We start from the raw sequence: 17,117 nt of genomic DNA on the forward strand, positions 1-17,117 counted from the left end.
GCTGCGCAGCGCAGCGCATCGCGGGCCGACGACGGCGGGAGCGGGCATGTCGCAGGCGAACACGGGCCTCTGGGCGGCGCTGACGAGGCGGAAGCCCGTCGACGCGATCGAGTCGGAGCCGGGCGCCGGCACCCCGGAGGGCGGGCTCACCCGCTCGCTCGGGCTCTGGCAGCTCACGGCGATCGGCGTGGGCGGCATCATCGGCACCGGCATCTTCACGCTCGCGGGCACGGTCGCGAACCAGACCGCGGGCCCCGCCGTCCTCATCTCGTTCCTCATCGCCGGCATCGCGAGCGCGGCGGCCGCCCTCTCCTACGCGGAGTTCGCGGGCATGATCCCGAAGGCCGGCTCCGCGTACACCTACGGCTACGCGGCCCTCGGCGAGATCGTCGGCTGGTTCATCGGCTGGGACCTGCTGCTCGAGTACACCGCCATCGTGGGGGTGGTCGCCATCGGGGTGTCGGGCTACGCGGGCTTCCTCCTCGACCAGCTCGGCGTCGACCTGCCCGCCTGGATGCTCGGCGCGGCCGGCACGGGCGACGGCCACGTGGTCGACCTGTTCGCGGTGATCCTCTGCCTCGGCACCGCCTTCGTCCTCACCCGCGGCATGAAGAGCGTCGGCCGCTTCGAGCTCTACCTCGTGGGGCTCAAGGTCGCGCTCGTGCTGGTGATCGTCGTCATCGGCTTCACGCAGATCACCGGCGCGAACTACCAGCCCTACTTCCCGTTCGGCGCGGCCGGGGTCTTCACGGGCGCCGCGACGGTCTTCTTCGCCGTGTTCGGCTACGACGCGATGAGCACCGCCGCCGAGGAGTCGAAGGACGCCACCAAGCACATGCCGAAGGCGATCCTGCTGTCGCTCGGCATCGCGATGGTGCTCTACGTGCTCGCCACGATCGTGCTCACGGGCATGCAGCGCTACAGCGAGATCGACCCGAAGAGCGGCTTCGCGACGGCGTTCGAGTCGGTGGGCCTCCCCGCGGTGGCGAACGTGGTGGCGGTCGGCGCGATCGTCAGCGTCGTCACGGTGATGCTCACCTTCATGCTCGGCGCCAGCCGCGTGTGGTTCTCGATGAGTCGCGACGGGCTGCTGCCGAGGTGGTTCGCGGTCACCGACCGGAAGCGCAACGTGCCGACGCGGGTCACGTGGATCATCGGCATCGGCTCGGCCCTCTTCGCCGGCTTCCTGCCCATCACGGTGGTGGCGGAGCTCACCAACATCGGGATCCTGCTGGCGTTCGTCGTGGTGTGCGCGGCCGTGATCGTGCTCCGCTACAAGCGGCCCGAGATCCCGCGGACGTTCCGGCTGCCGCTCATGCCCGTGGTGCCCATCGTCGGCATCGCGTTCTCGCTGTGGCTCGTCTCGTCGCTGCCGTGGGAGACGTGGGTGCGCTTCGCGGTGTGGCTCGCCATCGGCCTCGTGATCTACCTCACCTACTCCCGCCGGAACTCCGTGCTCGCGCCGGACAGCCCGCGCAACCGGCGCTGACGCCGGCGCACGCCTGGCGCTCGCCCAGCGCACGCCCGGCGCACCGCCCGGACGACGACAGGGGCGCCGCCCCCCTCGCGAGGTGGGCGGCGCCCCTGCTGCGTCGTGCCTGCGGGCTAGTTCGCGCCGCTGGTGTTGATGCCGCCGTTGACGCCGTTCGGGTAGAACCCGCCCTTGGTGACGGCCTTGTTGTTCAGGTACACGATGTTGAGGACCTGACCGGTGGTGCGGCTGAACGCGATGCCGTTCGCGTCGGTCGGCACGAGGTTCGCGCCGCCCGAGATCGTGATGCCCTGGTCGAGGTCCGTGGACCCGTCGAGGGAGTCGCGCGCGTTCGAGATCGCGTTGGTCGGGGCCGCGAGGCCCTTCGCGAACAGCGACGTGCGGATGATGCCCGCGTGGTACGCCTCGACCGCGAGGATGCCGGCGGCCGCCTCGAGGTACGTCTTGTTCGTGATGAGCGGGGCGGCGCCCTTGTAGGCGGTCACTCCGACGTCCTCGAACACGAAGGACGCGAGAAGGAAGTTCTCGTCGCTCGCGAACGCGTCGAACTTCTCGCCCGGCTTGATGAGGCCGGCGGCCGTGGCCGCGGCGGAGAACGCCGCGTCCAGGTCGATGGCGGGACGGGCGACCTTCGCCGAGCCCAGCGCGGAACGCAGGAACTTGACGTGGGCCTTCTCGTCCTGGGCGATCTCGCGGGCGTACTCGCGGATCGCGCGGTCCTTGAACTGGACCTGGCGACCGCCGGTGACGCCACCGGGCGTGCCGACGCCCGAGATGTCGTTCGGGACGAGGCCCGCGCCGGTGGAGGCGCGGAGGTAGAACTCGGCCTCGAGGTACTCGAGGTTGAGCGCGAAGTTGAGGACGGCGAGGTCGGTGGCCTGGCCCGCGTCGGCCTCGGCCTGGGCGTCGGCCGCCTGGGCTCCGCTGGCGGGGATGAGGGCCGCGGCGCCGACGCCGAGTCCCGCGACGCCCGCGGCGCTGAAGAAGCGACGACGGTCGAGCGGCGACTGCGCGCTGCGGTCGATGGCCTGGGTGATGAACTTCTTGTCGAACATGGATGAGCTCCCTTGATCGTCGCGGCCGTATCCCAGATACCGAGCGCGGGGTGGTTCGAACGCTAAACGGGTGTTCGGCATCCAGGAAGGGGCGCAGGGCGTTGTTTCGCTGGATGTCGGGAATCGTTCGGAACGGGGCTCCCAGCGGATTGGCCCGGATGCGCGCGGATCCCGGATCCGTCGATCAGGTGGGGATGACCTTGAAGAGCACCTTGCGGGTCACCATGAACCAGATAGCCGCCAGGACGAGCGTGTGGACCACTGCCCCCTGCCAGGGGTTCGCCCTGTCGAGGAACGGCAGGCTGCCCACGAGCAGCACGAAGAAGACGTGGACGATGAACACGTAGAGGCTCGCGGATCCGAGCGGCGTGTAGAACCAGCCGAAGGCGCGGTCGACGGGCTTCCACACCCGCGTGAGGAACGTGTACGCCACCACGAGCATCAGCGCGAGGTCGAGGAGCCGGCCCGGCTGCAGGAACGTCCGCTGGTACAGCGAGCCGTAGAGCGACGAGTAGAGGCCCTCGGGCACGCCGGGGAGCTGCACGCCGTACGTGTGGCCGGCCCAGAGCACCGCGAGCGACCCGACGTAGGCCACCAGGCCGATCGTCACGAGCACGCGGCCGAGCCGGCCGGTGAGCGCACGCGTGATCGGCCTGCGGTAGTAGCCGATCACCATGCCGTTGAGGAAGGCGACCTGCCACGTGAGCAGCGGGAAGACGTCCTCGAACATCGACGGCAGCACGCGGATGTCGTACAGCGCGTTGAGCACGTAGGCGGTCCAGCTGACGATGAGGACGACCCACCACATCCGCCGGCGCAGCAGCCAGACGACCGCGGGCACGAGCAGGGTCAGCACCACGAACAGGCCCATGATGTTGAACACCCACGGGCCCATGCGCAGCAGCAGCAGGTCGCGGATCGCGTACCAGGGCGGCGGGTAGTCGAGCAGGCGGTCGCCGTTCGGGTAGAGGTCGTAGACCTGGCCGCTCGCGACCTCGCCGTCGGCGCCCGTGCCGCGGTCGGTGAAGGTGGTGATCACGTCGGTGGCGAGGAACGGCACGAACGTGAGCGCGAAGACGATGACGACCACGGCGATCGCCACGACGTACTGCTTGAACGCGCGGCGCAGGATCGAGACGAGGGCCTTCATCTCGCCGAACCGCTTCACGGCCATCGGGTAGACCATGCCGAGCACGAGGCCGGAGAGCAGCACGAACATCTCGGCGCCCGTGATGGCGCCGATCGCGTTGATCGTCACGAACGAGTACGGGCTCGCGATCTCGATGTGGGTGATGACGACGGCCACGATGGTCCAGCCGCGGAACAGGTCGAGGCGGCGGTCGCGGGGGCTGTCCTCGTCCGGGTAGCGCCAGCCGGGCTTGAGGCGGCCGAGGATCCCGGAGGCGAGGAAGAGCACGAGGAGCACGACCGCGCAGAGGACGATCCAGCCCATCTGCTCGTCCTGGGGCGATCCCGGGTCGCGGTACTGCGCGGTCGCGACGTTCGCGCGCTCCTGGTCGAAGACCTCGGTGACGGGGCCGAGGGTGGCCGTCGCGGGATCGAGGTCGGCCCGGAGCGCCGACGCGATGGCCGGGTCGCCGGTGGCGCGCCAGTCGATGAGCGCGCCGTCCGCCTCGGCCTCCTCCCGCTCGAGCTCCCGCCAGACGACCATGCCGATGCCCGGGTGCGCGGCGCGCACGTCGGCGGCGAGCACCTGCTCCCACCACGCGCTCTTGATCTCGGCCTCGCCGGCGCCGTCGTCGCGCGCCGGGTCGTAGAGGGCGCCCGTCTCGATCACCGCGGGCTTGCCCGTGCCGTCGATCCACTCGGCCGCGAAGTCGCGTCCGGCGCCGCTGTCGTCCGGGTAGCCGTAGTCGCCCGCGAGCTCGCGCAGGTACTTGCCCTCCTCGGGCACGACGTTCTCGCCGAACTCCTGCTGCGGCACCACCTCGCTGCCGAGGTAGTCCTCCGTCGACGGGCCCTCGACGAAGTCCTCCTCGGCGCCGAAGTGGGAGGCGGACAGGCCCACCCAGTCGACGGCCTCGTCGCCCGGGTAGTAGGGGCGGTACGCGTCGTCGTCGGCGTCGACCCGGCCGTTCCCGTCGGTGTCGAGCTCCGCGATGGGGCGGGTGCCGGAGGCGTCCGTGAGGCCGTCCGCGGCGCCGAAGGGGTAGCCGGCCGCGTACGCCGGCGACCAGACGGTCACGGCGCCCGCGTCGGAGGCGTGGACGGCGTCGGCGACCTGGCGGAAGGCCTGCACGTAGGCGGACGGCTGCTGCCCCCACGGGGTCCACGAGCCGTTCATCTCGGGCGCGAACCGGACGAGCGCGCGGGAGTCGTAGCGCTCGCGGAGCACCTCGAGGCGGTCGGTGAGGGCGGTCGCGTCCGCCGCCGTCAGCTCGCCGAGCGGGACGGACGGCTCGAGGGTGAGGAAGAGGAGCGATCCCTGCTGCGCGGCCTGCTGCGCGAACTGGTCGAGGTAGGTGACGTCGTCGGAGGAGAGCGGGTAGCGCACCGACTGGCCGAGGACGGCGGGGGTCGCGCCGAGGCGGTCGGCGTAGCTGCGCGCGTCGTCCGCGGTCCAGTCGAGGATCCCGCCGAACCAGGGCGCGTCAGGCGCGGTCGTGAGGTCGAGGTCGTCGGCGCGGGCGGCGGGTGCCGTCGCGGCGGGCGCCGGGCCGGCGGGCACGGCGAGCGCCGCGGTCGCCGGGACGACCGCGATGGCGAGCGCGACGACGGCCGCGGCCCAGCCGCGCATCCCGCCCCGCGTTCGCCCGCCCCCGCGCGCCCGCATCCCCCCGGAGCGCATCAGCCGCGGAGCCGGACCAGCCGCCAGCGGTTGCTGCCGTCGGTGCGCTCGTAGGTGAGGTCGTCGAGGACGGCCTGCGCGAGCGCGAGCCCGCGGCCGCTCTCGCTGAGGTCGTCGGGCATGGACACCTGCGTGAGGTCGACGACCGCGGGCTGCCCGTCGTCCTCGAACAGCGCCACGATGCGGTCGTGCTGGCAGATCACCGTCATGGTGAAGGTGACGGGGTACCCCGCGCGCTCCCGCATGGCGACGCCGTGCTCGACCACGTTGCCGGCGATCTCCACCACGGCCGTCTCGAACAGCATCCGCTCGGTGTCGCTGACGTCGAAGGCCTGGTCCCACACCGCCGCGATCACCGCGTGCACGGCGGCGAGGCTCTCGTCCACCGCCGGGAGCGTGACGTTGGCCCGCACCGGAGGCGCGTGGTGCGTCCTGCCCTCATCGGTCACGGAACACGCCCTCGGGCGAGTCGTGCACCGTGAGGACGCGGTTGAGGTTCGTGAGCTCGAGCACCGCCTTGACCTGGGCGTTGGGGCGGGCGAGCCGCAGGTCGCCGCCCGCCTGCCGCGCGCGCTTGAGGCCGGAGACGAGGGCGCCGAGGCCGGAGGAGTCCATGAACTCCGTACTGCCGAGGTCGACCACGACGAACGCCCGGCCGCCGTCGATGACCTCGGTGACGACCGTCGTGAGCTGCCGCGCGGAGACCATGTTGAGGCGTCCGCTCGGCGTGACGACGCTGACGTCGGTCCCCTGCTCGGTCACTGCGATGTCGATCATGCGTCCTCCTTGGCCGGCGTGAAGCCCCGGTAGCGGGCTGCACGGATGATGATGCTGAAGATCGCCAGGTCGAAGACGACCCAGGCGAGGTTGGTGAACGTGCCGAGCGGCGTCGCCTGCCCGACCGCGAGGCGGATGAGGCCGATCACGGAGGCGAAGACGAGCGCGCCCATCACGTACAGCTGCGGCTTCACGAGGTCCCACCGCGGCTTGCCGCTCGCGGCGCGCACCTTGGGGGTCACGGCGAAGTCGAGCGGCTTGTGCAGGAAGACGTTGGCCGCCGCCGTGGTGACCGACGCGATCCAGACGGGGAAGAGCGCGAGCGAGTACTGCTGCCCGCGCCAAGTCCGCTTGCCGCGGCCGACGACCGCGAACAGGAGCTGGTTCACCACGAGGAACGGGATCAGCCGCACGAAGAAGTCGGTGGACAGCGCCTGCACCGGCAGCACGCCGAAGACGAGGTAGATGAGCGGCGCGGCCACGTAGACCACGGCGGTGAAGCCGGAGAAGTAGCTCCACATGGTGGCGAAGTACATGAGCCGCTGCGGGATCGAGAGCGCCTTCTGCAGCAGCGGGTTCTCGCGGAAGAACACCTGGATCGTGCCCTGCGCCCAGCGGAGCCGCTGGGTGAGCATGGTGGGCAGGTCCTCGGGCGCGAGCCCGTAGGCGAGCGTCTCGTCGTGGTACGCGCTCTTCCAGCCGAGGCCGTGCAGGCGCATGCAGGTCGCCATGTCCTCGGTGACCGAGATGGTGGCCAGCGGCATGATCGACTGCGCGTCGTCGTCGCGGTGCACGTCGACGTCGCGGATGATCGCGCGCACGGCGTCGAGCGCCCCGAGCGGCGACCAGTCCCGCTGCGCGAGGCGGGCCATGGCGCTGTCGTCGACGAGGGAGACCGCGTCGCGGTCGGCGGAGTGTCGGCCGGAGAGGGCCGCGATCTCGGCGAGGTCGGCCCGCAGCGCGGCCATGTCGTCCTGCACCATGCGGGCGGCGATGGAGTCGACGCGCTTCTGGAAGCGGTACGTCACGTCCGCGAGCGCCTGGCCGCGGCGGAGCTCGGCACGGGCGCGGCGCACGTCGTAGGCGACGTCGTCGAGCGCCTTCCGGACGTCCTGCTGGTCGGGCTCCAGCTCCGCGCGCGCCTTGTCGAGCACGTCGCCCGCGGTGCGGAGCGCGCGGAACACGCTGATCTCGGTGTCGGTCACGTAGCGCGAGACGCCGAGGAGCATGAGGGCCTCGCGGCGGAGGATCGCGTTGGAGCCGCAGAAGAACGCCGCGTTCCAGCCGTCCTTGCCCTGCTGGATGGGGCCGTAGAACAGGGGCGCCTGGCTGCCGAGCGGATCCGAGTCCGGCACGTTCACGAACACCTGCGGCGTCTGCACGAGCGCCATCCGCGGGTCCTCGAAGTAGCCGAGCGTCTTGTCGAGGATGTCCGGCTCGGGGATCTGGTCCGCGTCGAGGATGAGCATGAACTCGCCCTCGGTCGTGAGGAGCGCGTTGTTGAGGTTGCCGGCCTTGGCGTGCCGGGCGCGGCCCGTCCAGTCGGCGCTGCGGGTGATCCAGCCGATGCCCTCGGCCTCGGCGATGTCGCGCAGCTCCGTGCGGTTGCCGTCGTCGAGCACCCACGTCTTGTGCGGGTACCGGATGCGCTGGGCGGCGCGGGCGGTGTCCATCACGAGGTCGAGCGGCTCGTTGTAGGTCGCGATGAACACGTCGACCGTGAGGTCCGGCGCGGGCGCCGGCGGCTTCGGGCGGTCGCGCGCGCGCCACATAGTGAGGCCGAACAGCAGCGAGTCGATGAGGCTGTACGTCTCGGCGAGCACCAGCGGGATCGCGATCCAGAGCGCCTCGGGGTTCACCGAGAACAGCAGGCGCCAGATGATGTAGTTGAGGCCGAGGATCGCGGTCACCACCGCGAGGATCCGGATGATCGCGAAGCGCAGCGTCATGCGCCCGGTCCCGGGCGGCCTCGCCTCGGTGCGGCTCACGCGCGGCTCACGGCGAGGACGGTCACGTCGTCGAGCGGCGTGCCGGCGGAGGCGAGGATGCGCACCCGGTCGACGAGCGCGTGGACGCCGCCCGCCTCGGTCACGAGCCGGCCGATGGCGGCGAACGCGGGGTCGCTGCCGCCGAACATGTCGAACAGGCCGTCGCTGAAGGTCACGAACGTGTCGCCGCGCGCGAGGACCGCGTGGCGCTCCTCCCACCGGTGGTCGGGGTCGATCCCCACGGGCAGGTCGCTCGTGTCGAGGTGGGTGACCCGGCCGTCGGCGTGGACGATGATCGTCAGGCCGTGGCCCGCGTCCGCGTACCGCAGCAGCCCGGAGGCCTGGTCGAGGTGCCCGTGCTGCAGGGTGACGAAGGCGCCCGTGCGGTCGAGGTCGGCGTCGAGCGAGCGGGCGGCGTCGGTGACCATCAGCCCGGTGTCCTCGAGGACGCCCGCGCCGTAGCGGTCGGCGGTGCTCGCGATGCCGCGGAGGACCGCGCGCACGGTGGCCGTGAGGATCGCGGCGCCCGTGCCCTTGCCCATCACGTCGGCGAGGGAGAAGCGGAGGCCCGAGGGCGTGCGCTCGTAGTCGTAGAAGTCGCCGCCCACGACCTGCGCGGGGATGCACACCGCCGCGACCTCGTAGCCCGGGATCTCCACCTCGGCCGCGGGCAGCAGCGCCGACTGCACGGCGTGCGCGCGCTCCATCTCGGCGCTCGCCACCAGCTCGCGCTGCGCCCACTCGGCGAGCTCGCCGAAGAGCGCGAGCTGGGCGCGGTCGAGCGACCGCACGCGCATGTCGTAGAGGCAGAAGGTCCCGATGACGACGCCCTCGGTGTCGCGGAGCGGGAACCCCGCGTAGAAGCGGATGTGCGGCTCGCCCGCGACCGACGGCAGGTGGCGGAAGACGGGGTGCGCCTGCGCGTCCTCGACGACGAGGATCCGCTCCTCGCGCACCGTGGTGTCGCAGAAGACGCTGCTGATGGGCGTCTCCGACAGCTCGGCGCCCGCGCAGGAGGCGAACCACATGCGATCGTGGTCCGCGAGGCCGATGGTGGACAGCGGCACGTCGAAGGCCGTGCGGGCCAGCCGGGTGACGCGGTCGAAGCGCTCCTCGGGCGGCCCGTCGAGCAGTCCGAGCGCCTGGACGGCTCGCTGGGTGGCGGTCTCCCGCGCGTCCCCGATCAGACTCATGCCCGCCCCCTCGCTGACGTGGGCCCCCGCCCACGCTGCCCGAGTGACCGGGCCCCTCAACCATACGTGCACGGACGGATCGCATACGACCCCAGAGGGGGGCCCGCGACGAGATAGGTGGTCGCACCAGTGGGGCGGGACGCGGCGCGCTCGGCGGGGCGTCGGACGACCGATGGTGCCCCCGCAGGGACTCGAACCCTGACCTGTAGCGATTTTAAGTCGCCCGTCTCTGCCGATTGGACTACGGGGGCGCGGCGCCGCAGCGCTCCCGACAGCCTAGGGTCGGCGGGCGGATCCGGTGCGCCGGGCATGACGACGGCCCGCAGGCTGGTGCCTGCGGGCCGTCGACGGGTGGAGCTAGGGGATCACGCGGATCAGGCCGTGCGGTCCTCGTCGTTCGTCTCGGGCGTGGGCGCCGTGCTGTAGCTGCCCGCGAGCGCCGGGGACTTCTCGCCCTCGGAGGGCGCGTCGGCCTTCTCCTCCTCGGCCTTCTTGGCCGGGGCGGCCTCCTTCTTGGGCGCGGCCGGAGCGGCGTCCGCCGCCGGGCGCGGGCGCGACGCGAACGTCTCGAACGCGGTGCGCGGGGTCTCGCGCGCCTCGAGGGAGACGATGTCGCGGCCCCAGACGAGGTTGTTCAGCCAGCCCGTGACGACGCGCGCCTTGCGCTCGAAGGACGGGATCGCGAGGCCGTGGTAGCCGCGGTGCATGACCCAGGCGGGGAAGCCGGTGATGCCGATCTTCCCGGACTGGAACGCGCCCTGGTACAGGCCGAGGCCCGCGACGGCGCCGAGGTTCTTGTGGAAGTAGTCGGTGATGCCCTCGCCGCGGAGGCTCGCGGTGAGGTTCTTCGCCATGAGCTTGCCCTGGCGGACGGCGTGCTGCGCGTTGGGCACGCAGAAGCCGCCGACGCCGCCGCCGGTGAGGTCGGGGGTGGCCGCCACGTCGCCGGCGCCCCAGGCGTCCGCCACGATGCCGTCGTCGCCCTCGACGCGTCCGTCGGCGCGCACGCGCAGGCGCCCGCGCTCCTCGATGGGGAGGTCGGTGTTCTTGAGCATGGGGCTGGCCATGACGCCCGCGGTCCAGACGATGACGTCGGACTCGAACGACTCGCCGGTCGACAGCTCGACGACGCCGCCGACGGCGGACTTCAGCTGCGTGTCGAGGTGCACGAGCGCGCCGCGCTCGGCGAGGTTCTTCAGCACCCAGTGGCTGGTCTCGAGCGACACCTCGGGCATGATGCGGCCCATGGCCTCGATGAGGTGGAAGTGCGTGTCCTCGAAGTCGATCTCGGGGTACTTCTTCACGAGGTCGGTCGCGATGCTGCGCATCTCGGCGAAGACCTCGATGCCCGCGAAGCCGCCGCCGACCACCACGAAGGTGAGGAGGCGGTCGCGCTCGGGTCCGGCCGGCAGCGTGGCCGCGCGGTCGAAGTTGGCGAAGATGCGGTCGCGGATGGCGACGGCCTCCTCGATGGTCTTCAGGCCGATGGCCTCGTCCGCGACGCCCGGGATCGGGAACGTGCGGGAGACGCTGCCCGCGGTGACGACGATGATGTCGTACTGGAACTCGTACGGCTCGCCCACGGGCGGCGTGATGGTCGCGGTCTTCGACGCGTGGTCGATGCCGGTGACCTTGGCGGTGACGACGTTGGTGGTGCGCAGGTGGCGTCGCTGGGACACCACGGCGTGGCGCGGCTCGATGGATCCGGAGACCACCTCGGGCAGGAACGGCTGGTACGTCATGTACGGCAGCGGGTCGACCATGGTGACCTCGGCCTCGCCGGATCGGAGGTGCGACTCGAGCTTCCATGCCGTGTAGAAACCGGCGTAGCCGCCGCCGACGATCAGGATTTTGGGCACGATGGATGACTCCCTGCAGGTTGTGGTCGAAATCAGGCTACCCCTAACGGAGCAGCCGTCTGAAATGCCGGAACGCGACGACGGCCATGGCGGCCGCGAGCGCCCCGAAGACGGAGAGGACGAGGGCCGGGATCCCCACCGCACGCAGCGCGCCCACGGTGGGCAGCGCGTCGGCGGAGGCATCGGCGGTGGGGGCGTCGGCGGGCACGGCGGGGCCGGCGTCCGGGGTGGCGGAGGCGGACGGATCCGGCGTCGCGACGGGCGCCCGGCGGTAGAGCCGCACCCACTCGGCGAGGTCGCCGAGCGGCTTCCCGCTGGCGGGCGGGACCTCGGCCGTCACGGCGGCGGCCGCGTCGACGAGCCCGCGGCCGTAGATCTCGGGCTGGCCCTTCGGGCGGGCGGTGGCGAGCACGCGCTCCACCACGTCGTCCGCCTTGAGCTCCGGATGCGCGGCGCGCACGAGCGCGACCACCCCGGAGACGAGGGGCGCGGCGCCGCTCGTGCCGCTCCACTGCACGTACCCGCCGCCGGGCGCGACGCCCACGAGCTGCTCGCTCGGCGCGGCGACCGCGATGGTGATGCCCTGCGAGGACGCGTCGAAGCTCGCCGCCCCCGCGCGGTCCACGCCCGCGACCGCCAGCACGCCCGGGATCGTGGCGGGCGCGCCGACCTCGGTGGTGCCGCTCCCCCGGTTGCCCGCGGCCGCGACGACCACGACGTCGTGCTCGTAGGCGTAGAGGAAGGCGCGGTCCCAGCTCTCAGGCCAGTCGAGCGAGTTCCGGGTGAGGGACATGTTGATGACGCTCGCGCCGTTGTCGACGGCCCAGCGCACGGCGTCGGCGATCTGCGCGTCCTCGTCGCGGGCGCCGGGCGTCGGGCCGCCGAGCGCGACCGAGACGCTGAGGATGCTCGCGGCCGGGGCCACGCCGATGACGCCGGAGCCGGTGCCCGTGCCGCGGCCGGCGAGGAGCGACGCGACCATGGTGCCGTGCTCGCTCGAGGCGCCGACGGGGCGCGAGCCGTCCGCGGATCCGACGCCCGAGACGTCCGTGCCGCCCACGACCGCGCCGCGGAGGTCGGCCACGGAGGAGTCGACGCCCGTGTCGATGACGGCGACGTTCACGCCCTCGCCGCGCGTGGTCTGCCACGCCTGCTCGACGCCGTAGTCGCCGAGCCAGTACTGGCGCTCGCGGACGGGATCCGCGTGGGCGGGGGGCGCCGCGCTGAGCGCGGCGCCGAGGGCGAGGAGCCCGACGACGGCCGTGCGCGCGAGGCGGCGCGCCGGTCGGCCCGGGCCCGCTGCGTCACGCCGGCGCGCCTGGCGCTCCGGGATCATGCCGCGTCGTGGTCGGCGCACTCGCAGACGTCGGGCGACCACGCGGCCCGGGCCAGCGCGATGTCGCCGATGGGGTTGACGCCGGGTCCGGCCGCGAGCGCGTGACCCGCCAGCGCGTGCAGGCACTTGACGCGCACGGGCATGCCGCCCGCGGAGACGCCGGCGAGCTCGGGCACCACGAGGATCGACTCGCGGTCGGCGAGGTAGGAGGCGTGCGCCGCGGCGTAGGCGTCGCGCAGCGCCTCGTCGTCGGCCAGGTCGTCCTGCAGCTCGGCCATCACGTGCTCGGCCTCGAGGTGCGAGATGGCGGCCGTGGCCGCGGGGTGGCACAGGTAGTAGAGCGTGGGGAACGGCGTGCCGTCGCTGAGGCGCGGGGCCGTGCTCACGACCGTGGGGTTGCCGCACACGCAGCGGGCGGCGATGCCGACCACGTCGCGCGCGGGGCGGCCGAGCTGGGCGGAGACGACGCGGACGTCCCGCTCCGAGGGCGGGTCGAAGGGGGGTCGGGTCACTGGTCGCCTCCCTGGACGGATCCCTGGAGCTGGTCGGGCGGGGTGTCGCTGAGGGCGCTGGTGAGCGCGGATCCGAGCAGGGACTGCACCCAGTCCCGCTTCGTCTCCTGCAGGTCGTCGCTGATGGGCGCGCCGTCGGCCGTGGTGGTCGCGTCGCCGCGCGTGTCGGGCAGGCCGCGCACGAGGTAGCTCGTCTCGCCGGGCATCACGTAGAAGAGGCGGTCGCGGACCTGCGCCTTGAGGAACGCGGGGTCGTCGTAGCGGGCGCGCTGGTCCTGGAGCTGGGCGATGGTGCCCTTCTGGGCGTCCACCGCGCTCTGCAGGCTGCTGAGCTGCTGCCGCTGCTCGAGGTAGATGCGCAGGCCGGGGGCGAGGACCACGACCGTGAGGACGAGGAGCACGAGCACCATCGCGGAGAAGCCGGAGAAGCGCATGCTGCGGAGCCAGTTGCCGGCGGGGGCGTCGTCCTCGGGCAGGGTGACGGGGACGCGCTCGGTGCGCGGACGCGGGGCGCGACGGGCCCGGAGGGTGTCGAGGCCGGGGATGCGGGCCATCGGTCCTCCTTCGTGTGCGGGTGGGTGGTGCGGGTGGACGGCGGACCGCCCGCGCCGGATGGGCGCGGGCGGTCCGGCCGGATCAGGCCTGGAAGCGCGGGAAGGCGCTGCGGCCGGCGTAGACCGCGGCGGCGCCGAGGTCCTGCTCGATGCGGAGGAGCTGGTTGTACTTCGCGACGCGCTCGCTGCGGGCGGGGGCGCCGGTCTTGATCTGGCCCGCCTCCACCGCGACCGCGAGGTCGGCGATGGTGGTGTCCTCGGTCTCGCCGGAGCGGTGCGAGAGCACCGTGGTGTAGCCGCTGCGCTGCGCGAGGGCGACCGCGTCGAGCGTCTCGGTGAGCGTGCCGATCTGGTTGACCTTGACGAGGATCGAGTTGGCGACGCCGCGCGTGATGCCGTCGGCGAGGCGCTTCGGGTTCGTGACGAAGAGGTCGTCGCCGACGATCTGCACCTTGGAGCCGAGCTCGGCGGTGAAGTGGTCGTAGCCGGCCCAGTCGTCCTCGTCCAGCGGGTCCTCGATGGTGATGAGGGGGTAGGACGCGACGAGGTCCGAGAAGTACGCCGTCATGTGCGCGGCGTCGACCTTCTGCCCCTCGAACGTGTACGCGCCGTCGGAGAAGAACTCGCTGGACGCCACGTCGAGGCCGAGCGCGATCTGCTTGCCGGGCGTGAAGCCGGCGGACTCGATGGCCTCCATGAGCAGGTCGAGCGCGGCGCGGTTGCTGTCGAGGTTCGGGGCGAAGCCGCCCTCGTCGCCGAGGCCGGTCGACAGGCCCTTCTTCTTCAGCAGGCTCTTGAGCGCGTGGTACGTCTCGACGCCCCAGCGCAGGCCCTCGGAGAAGGTGGACGCGCCGACGGGCAGGATCATGAACTCCTGGATGTCGACGTTGGTGTCCGCGTGCGAGCCGCCGTTGATGACGTTGAGCATGGGGACGGGCAGCGTGTGCGCGTTCGGGCCGCCGAGGTAGCGGTAGAGGGGCAGCTCGGCGGAGTCGGCCGCGGCCTTCGCGACCGCGAGGGAGACGCCGAGGAGCGCGTTGGCGCCGAGGCGGGACTTGTTCTCGGTGCCGTCGAGCTCGATCATCGTGGCGTCGATGATGCGCTGGTCGGCCGCGTCGAGGTCCTGGATGGCGGGGGCGATCTCGTCGCGCACCGCGGCGACGGCCTTCTGGACGCCCTTGCCCAGGTAGCGGCCCGCGTCGCCGTCGCGCAGCTCGTACGCCTCGAACGCGCCGGTCGAGGCGCCGGACGGGACGGCGGCGCGGGTGAACGTGCCGTCCTCCAGGAGCACCTCGACCTCGACGGTCGGGTTGCCCCGGGAGTCGAGGATCTCGCGTGCGTTGACTGCTTCGATGGCTGCCACGGAATGGTCTCCTTGCGTTGCGGTGGGGGGTGGGAAGTCGGGTCCATCCTAGCCGCGGGCCCCTTCCGGGCTGCGGGCGGCGGCGCCCCCGCGCAGGTGTCGCGCAGGTGTCGGATCAGCCGCGCGGGCCGCCGTCGAGCGGTCGCTCCTGCAACGACGCGGCGTCGGCGGTGTCCGCGTCGACCGACGCGAACGTGCGGAAGCCCTGCTGCTTGAGCGCCTCGAGGAGCGGGGCGACGTTCTTGGGGCGCGGCTCGAGCCGCACCCGGCGGCCGGACGCGACGAGCTCCGCCTTGAGGCGCGCGAGCACCGCGACGGGGGTCCGGCGGTCGTGCACGAGCGCGATGGCGTCGGCGTCCTCCGCGGCAGGCAGGACGGCGAGGTCGACGATCCGCTCGAAGCCGATGGAGAAGCCCGCGGCGGGCACGTCCTGGCCGAGGAAGCGGCCGATCATGCCGTCGTAGCGGCCGCCGCCGCCCACCGAGCTGCCGGACGCGGGGTGCGCGATCTCGAAGATCGTGCCCGTGTAGTAGCCCATGCCGCGCACGAGGGTCGGGTCGAAGCGGAGGGTGACGCCCTCGGGGAGGCCGACGAGCGCGTCGGCCAGGGTCTCCAGGTCGGCGACCGCGTCGGGGTCGACGCCCGCGGGGAGGATGCCGGTGATCGCCTCGGCCGTGAGCGGCACGCCGCCGTCGGCGAGCGCGGGCTCGATGCGCTCGAGGATCCCGCCGAGCACGTCGGCCGCGTCGGCCCCGCCCTCGGCGAGCTCGGCCACCACGCCCGCGGCGCCGATCTTGTCGAGCTTGTCGATGCTGATGAGGGCCTGGGCCTGGCGTTCCGGGGCGAAGCCGCAGGAGTCGAGGATCCCGGCGAGGATGCGCCGGTCGTTCACGCGGATGGTGCAGCCCGTGAGGCCGAGCGCCGCGAGCGTGGCCGCGGTGGCGGAGATCAGCTCGACCTCGGCCAGCTGCCCGGCCTCGCCGATGACGTCGATGTCGCACTGCATGAACTGGCGGTAGCGGCCCTTCTGCGGGCGCTCGGCGCGCCAGACCGGCGCCGCCTGGATCGACCGGAAGACGCCCGGCAGCTCGGCGCGGTGCGAGGCGTAGAAGCGTGCGAGCGGCACCGTGAGGTCGAAGCGGAGGCCGAGGTCGGAGAGCGCGAGGACGTCGCCGGAGTCGGCGGCCGCGCGCAGGTCGTCACCCGAGAGGCCGCGCTTCAGCACGGAGTAGGCGAGCTTCTCGTTGTCGCCGCCGAGGCCCGCGTGCAGCCGGCCGGACTCCTCGACGACGGGGGTCTCGATCTCGTCGAAGCCGTGCGCGCGGTAGGTGCGGCGGATGATCGCGAGCGCCTGCTCGCGGCGGGCCTTCTCTGCGGGCAGGAAGTCGCGCATGCCGCGGGGCGGCGTGATCTGCTGGGGCATCCCCCGATTCTGTCAGGCGGCGGGCGACGGCTCGGGCGGTGCGGGCGGTCGGGCCTGGCCGGTCAGGTCGAGCCACGGCTCGATGCGCGGCGAGAACGAGTCGATGAGCGCCTCGAAGCCGCGGAGCGCCCGGGCGCGATCGCCGGAGATCACGAAGTCGAACTGCAGGCCGTAGGAGCCGGCCTGGAGGAGGTCCGCGGTGTCGACCGCGACGTCCTCGGGGACGCCGTGGGCGAGCATCCACTCGAGCCCGAAGCGCCGCCAGGCCGACACGCTCGCGATGGCGTGCGGCCGGACGATGCCGTCGCGCGTGCGGAGGAGCGCCGCCTCGAACTCGAGGCGCTGGAAGTCGCGGTTGACGTCGGTGAGGCGCCAGCTCCAGGCGCGGGTCGCCCACTCCCGCAGCCGGTCGGGCGGGATCGTGCGGGGATCGCCCTCCACCATCTCCGCCTGGCGCTGGTCGATCGCGTCCATCGCGGCCTCGAGCAGCCGCTCCTTCGAGCCGAAGTGGTAGACGAGCACGAACGTGCTCTCCCCCAGCGCGTCGGCGAGGCCGCGGAACGTCACCGACTGGAGCGGGTGCGCGCGGAGGTGGTCGAGGATGTGGGCCAGCAGGCCCTGGCGGCGATGGGGATCCGGAGCGGCCACGTCTCACCATAACAACCGTGATGGACAGGTGGCGAAGCCCGTTACCGTGTGGATGCCCAGGTCTGTCCGCCGTCTCCTTCGGGTGGAGGCGTCGGACACGGCGGCCCG

14 protein-coding genes and 1 tRNA gene are annotated in these 17,117 nt (G+C 72.5%); 1 reads left to right on the forward strand and 14 read right to left on the reverse strand.

Annotated features, from left to right (window positions below; all coding sequences use genetic code 11):
- Nucleotides 1–46: 46 nt before the first annotated feature.
- Complete coding sequence (locus H9X71_RS11355; RefSeq protein ID WP_191147191.1) at nucleotides 47–1,489, forward strand: amino acid permease; 1,443 nt, start codon at nucleotides 47–49, stop codon at nucleotides 1,487–1,489.
- A 116-nt stretch (nucleotides 1,490–1,605) separates the two neighbouring features.
- On the opposite strand, the gene H9X71_RS11360 is transcribed toward H9X71_RS11355, so the two are convergent.
- The 14 genes from H9X71_RS11360 to H9X71_RS11425 all read right to left on the reverse strand — a co-directional run bounded on the left by H9X71_RS11360 (nucleotide 1,606) and on the right by H9X71_RS11425 (nucleotide 17,009).
- Complete coding sequence (locus H9X71_RS11360) at nucleotides 1,606–2,547, reverse strand: ferritin-like domain-containing protein (RefSeq protein ID WP_191147192.1); 942 nt, start codon at nucleotides 2,545–2,547, stop codon at nucleotides 1,606–1,608.
- 184 nt (nucleotides 2,548–2,731) lie between these two features.
- A complete protein-coding gene (opgC, locus tag H9X71_RS11365) occupies nucleotides 2,732–5,305 on the reverse strand; it encodes an OpgC domain-containing protein (protein WP_244961597.1) in 2,574 nt (857 codons plus the stop codon).
- A gap of 50 nt (nucleotides 5,306–5,355) precedes the next feature.
- Entirely contained in the window at nucleotides 5,356–5,805 is a 450-nt protein-coding gene (locus H9X71_RS11370) for an ATP-binding protein (protein ID WP_191147194.1), read from the reverse strand.
- Nucleotides 5,795–6,133 carry an STAS domain-containing protein gene (locus H9X71_RS11375; protein ID WP_191147195.1) on the reverse strand — a complete coding sequence of 113 codons (339 nt, stop codon included), beginning with the start codon at nucleotides 6,131–6,133 and terminating at the stop codon, nucleotides 5,795–5,797. The genes H9X71_RS11370 and H9X71_RS11375 overlap by 11 nt, the downstream gene beginning before the upstream one ends.
- Complete coding sequence (locus tag H9X71_RS11380) at nucleotides 6,130–8,082, reverse strand: glycosyltransferase family 2 protein (protein ID WP_204570154.1); 1,953 nt, start codon at nucleotides 8,080–8,082, stop codon at nucleotides 6,130–6,132. The genes H9X71_RS11375 and H9X71_RS11380 overlap by 4 nt, the downstream gene beginning before the upstream one ends.
- A 35-nt stretch (nucleotides 8,083–8,117) precedes the next feature.
- A complete protein-coding gene (locus H9X71_RS11385) occupies nucleotides 8,118–9,314 on the reverse strand; it encodes a PP2C family protein-serine/threonine phosphatase (protein WP_191147197.1) in 1,197 nt (398 codons plus the stop codon).
- Nucleotides 9,315–9,487: 173 nt separating this feature from the next.
- Nucleotides 9,488–9,565: transfer RNA gene (locus H9X71_RS11390), tRNA-Leu, on the reverse strand.
- A gap of 123 nt (nucleotides 9,566–9,688) precedes the next feature.
- The gene (locus H9X71_RS11395) at nucleotides 9,689–11,173 is read right to left on the reverse strand and encodes an NAD(P)/FAD-dependent oxidoreductase (protein ID WP_191147198.1); all 1,485 of its coding nucleotides are present in this window, start codon (nucleotides 11,171–11,173) and stop codon (nucleotides 9,689–9,691) included.
- Between the two features lie 43 nt (nucleotides 11,174–11,216).
- Nucleotides 11,217–12,509: a S8 family peptidase gene (locus H9X71_RS11400; protein WP_191147199.1), complete on the reverse strand. Its 1,293-nt coding sequence runs from the start codon at nucleotides 12,507–12,509 to the stop codon at nucleotides 11,217–11,219.
- Nucleotides 12,506–13,021, reverse strand: a complete 516-nt coding sequence (locus tag H9X71_RS11405) for a DUF501 domain-containing protein (protein ID WP_191147200.1) — start codon at nucleotides 13,019–13,021, stop codon at nucleotides 12,506–12,508. Before H9X71_RS11405 ends, H9X71_RS11400 begins: the two co-directional genes overlap by 4 nt.
- Entirely contained in the window at nucleotides 13,018–13,575 is a 558-nt protein-coding gene (locus tag H9X71_RS11410; RefSeq protein WP_191147201.1) for an FtsB family cell division protein, read from the reverse strand. The genes H9X71_RS11405 and H9X71_RS11410 overlap by 4 nt, the downstream gene beginning before the upstream one ends.
- An 82-nt stretch (nucleotides 13,576–13,657) precedes the next feature.
- Nucleotides 13,658–14,938 carry a phosphopyruvate hydratase gene (gene eno / locus H9X71_RS11415; protein WP_191147202.1) on the reverse strand — a complete coding sequence of 427 codons (1,281 nt, stop codon included), beginning with the start codon at nucleotides 14,936–14,938 and terminating at the stop codon, nucleotides 13,658–13,660.
- Nucleotides 14,939–15,053: 115 nt separating this feature from the next.
- Nucleotides 15,054–16,361: a histidine--tRNA ligase gene (gene hisS / locus H9X71_RS11420; protein WP_191147203.1), complete on the reverse strand. Its 1,308-nt coding sequence runs from the start codon at nucleotides 16,359–16,361 to the stop codon at nucleotides 15,054–15,056.
- 12 nt (nucleotides 16,362–16,373) lie between these two features.
- Nucleotides 16,374–17,009 (reverse strand): TetR/AcrR family transcriptional regulator, encoded by a 636-nt coding sequence (locus H9X71_RS11425; protein ID WP_191147204.1) that lies wholly within the window; start codon nucleotides 17,007–17,009, stop codon nucleotides 16,374–16,376.
- Nucleotides 17,010–17,117: the final 108 nt, after the last annotated feature.

This window comes from Clavibacter zhangzhiyongii (assembly GCF_014775655.1).
Taxonomy (GTDB): domain Bacteria; phylum Actinomycetota; class Actinomycetes; order Actinomycetales; family Microbacteriaceae; genus Clavibacter; species Clavibacter zhangzhiyongii.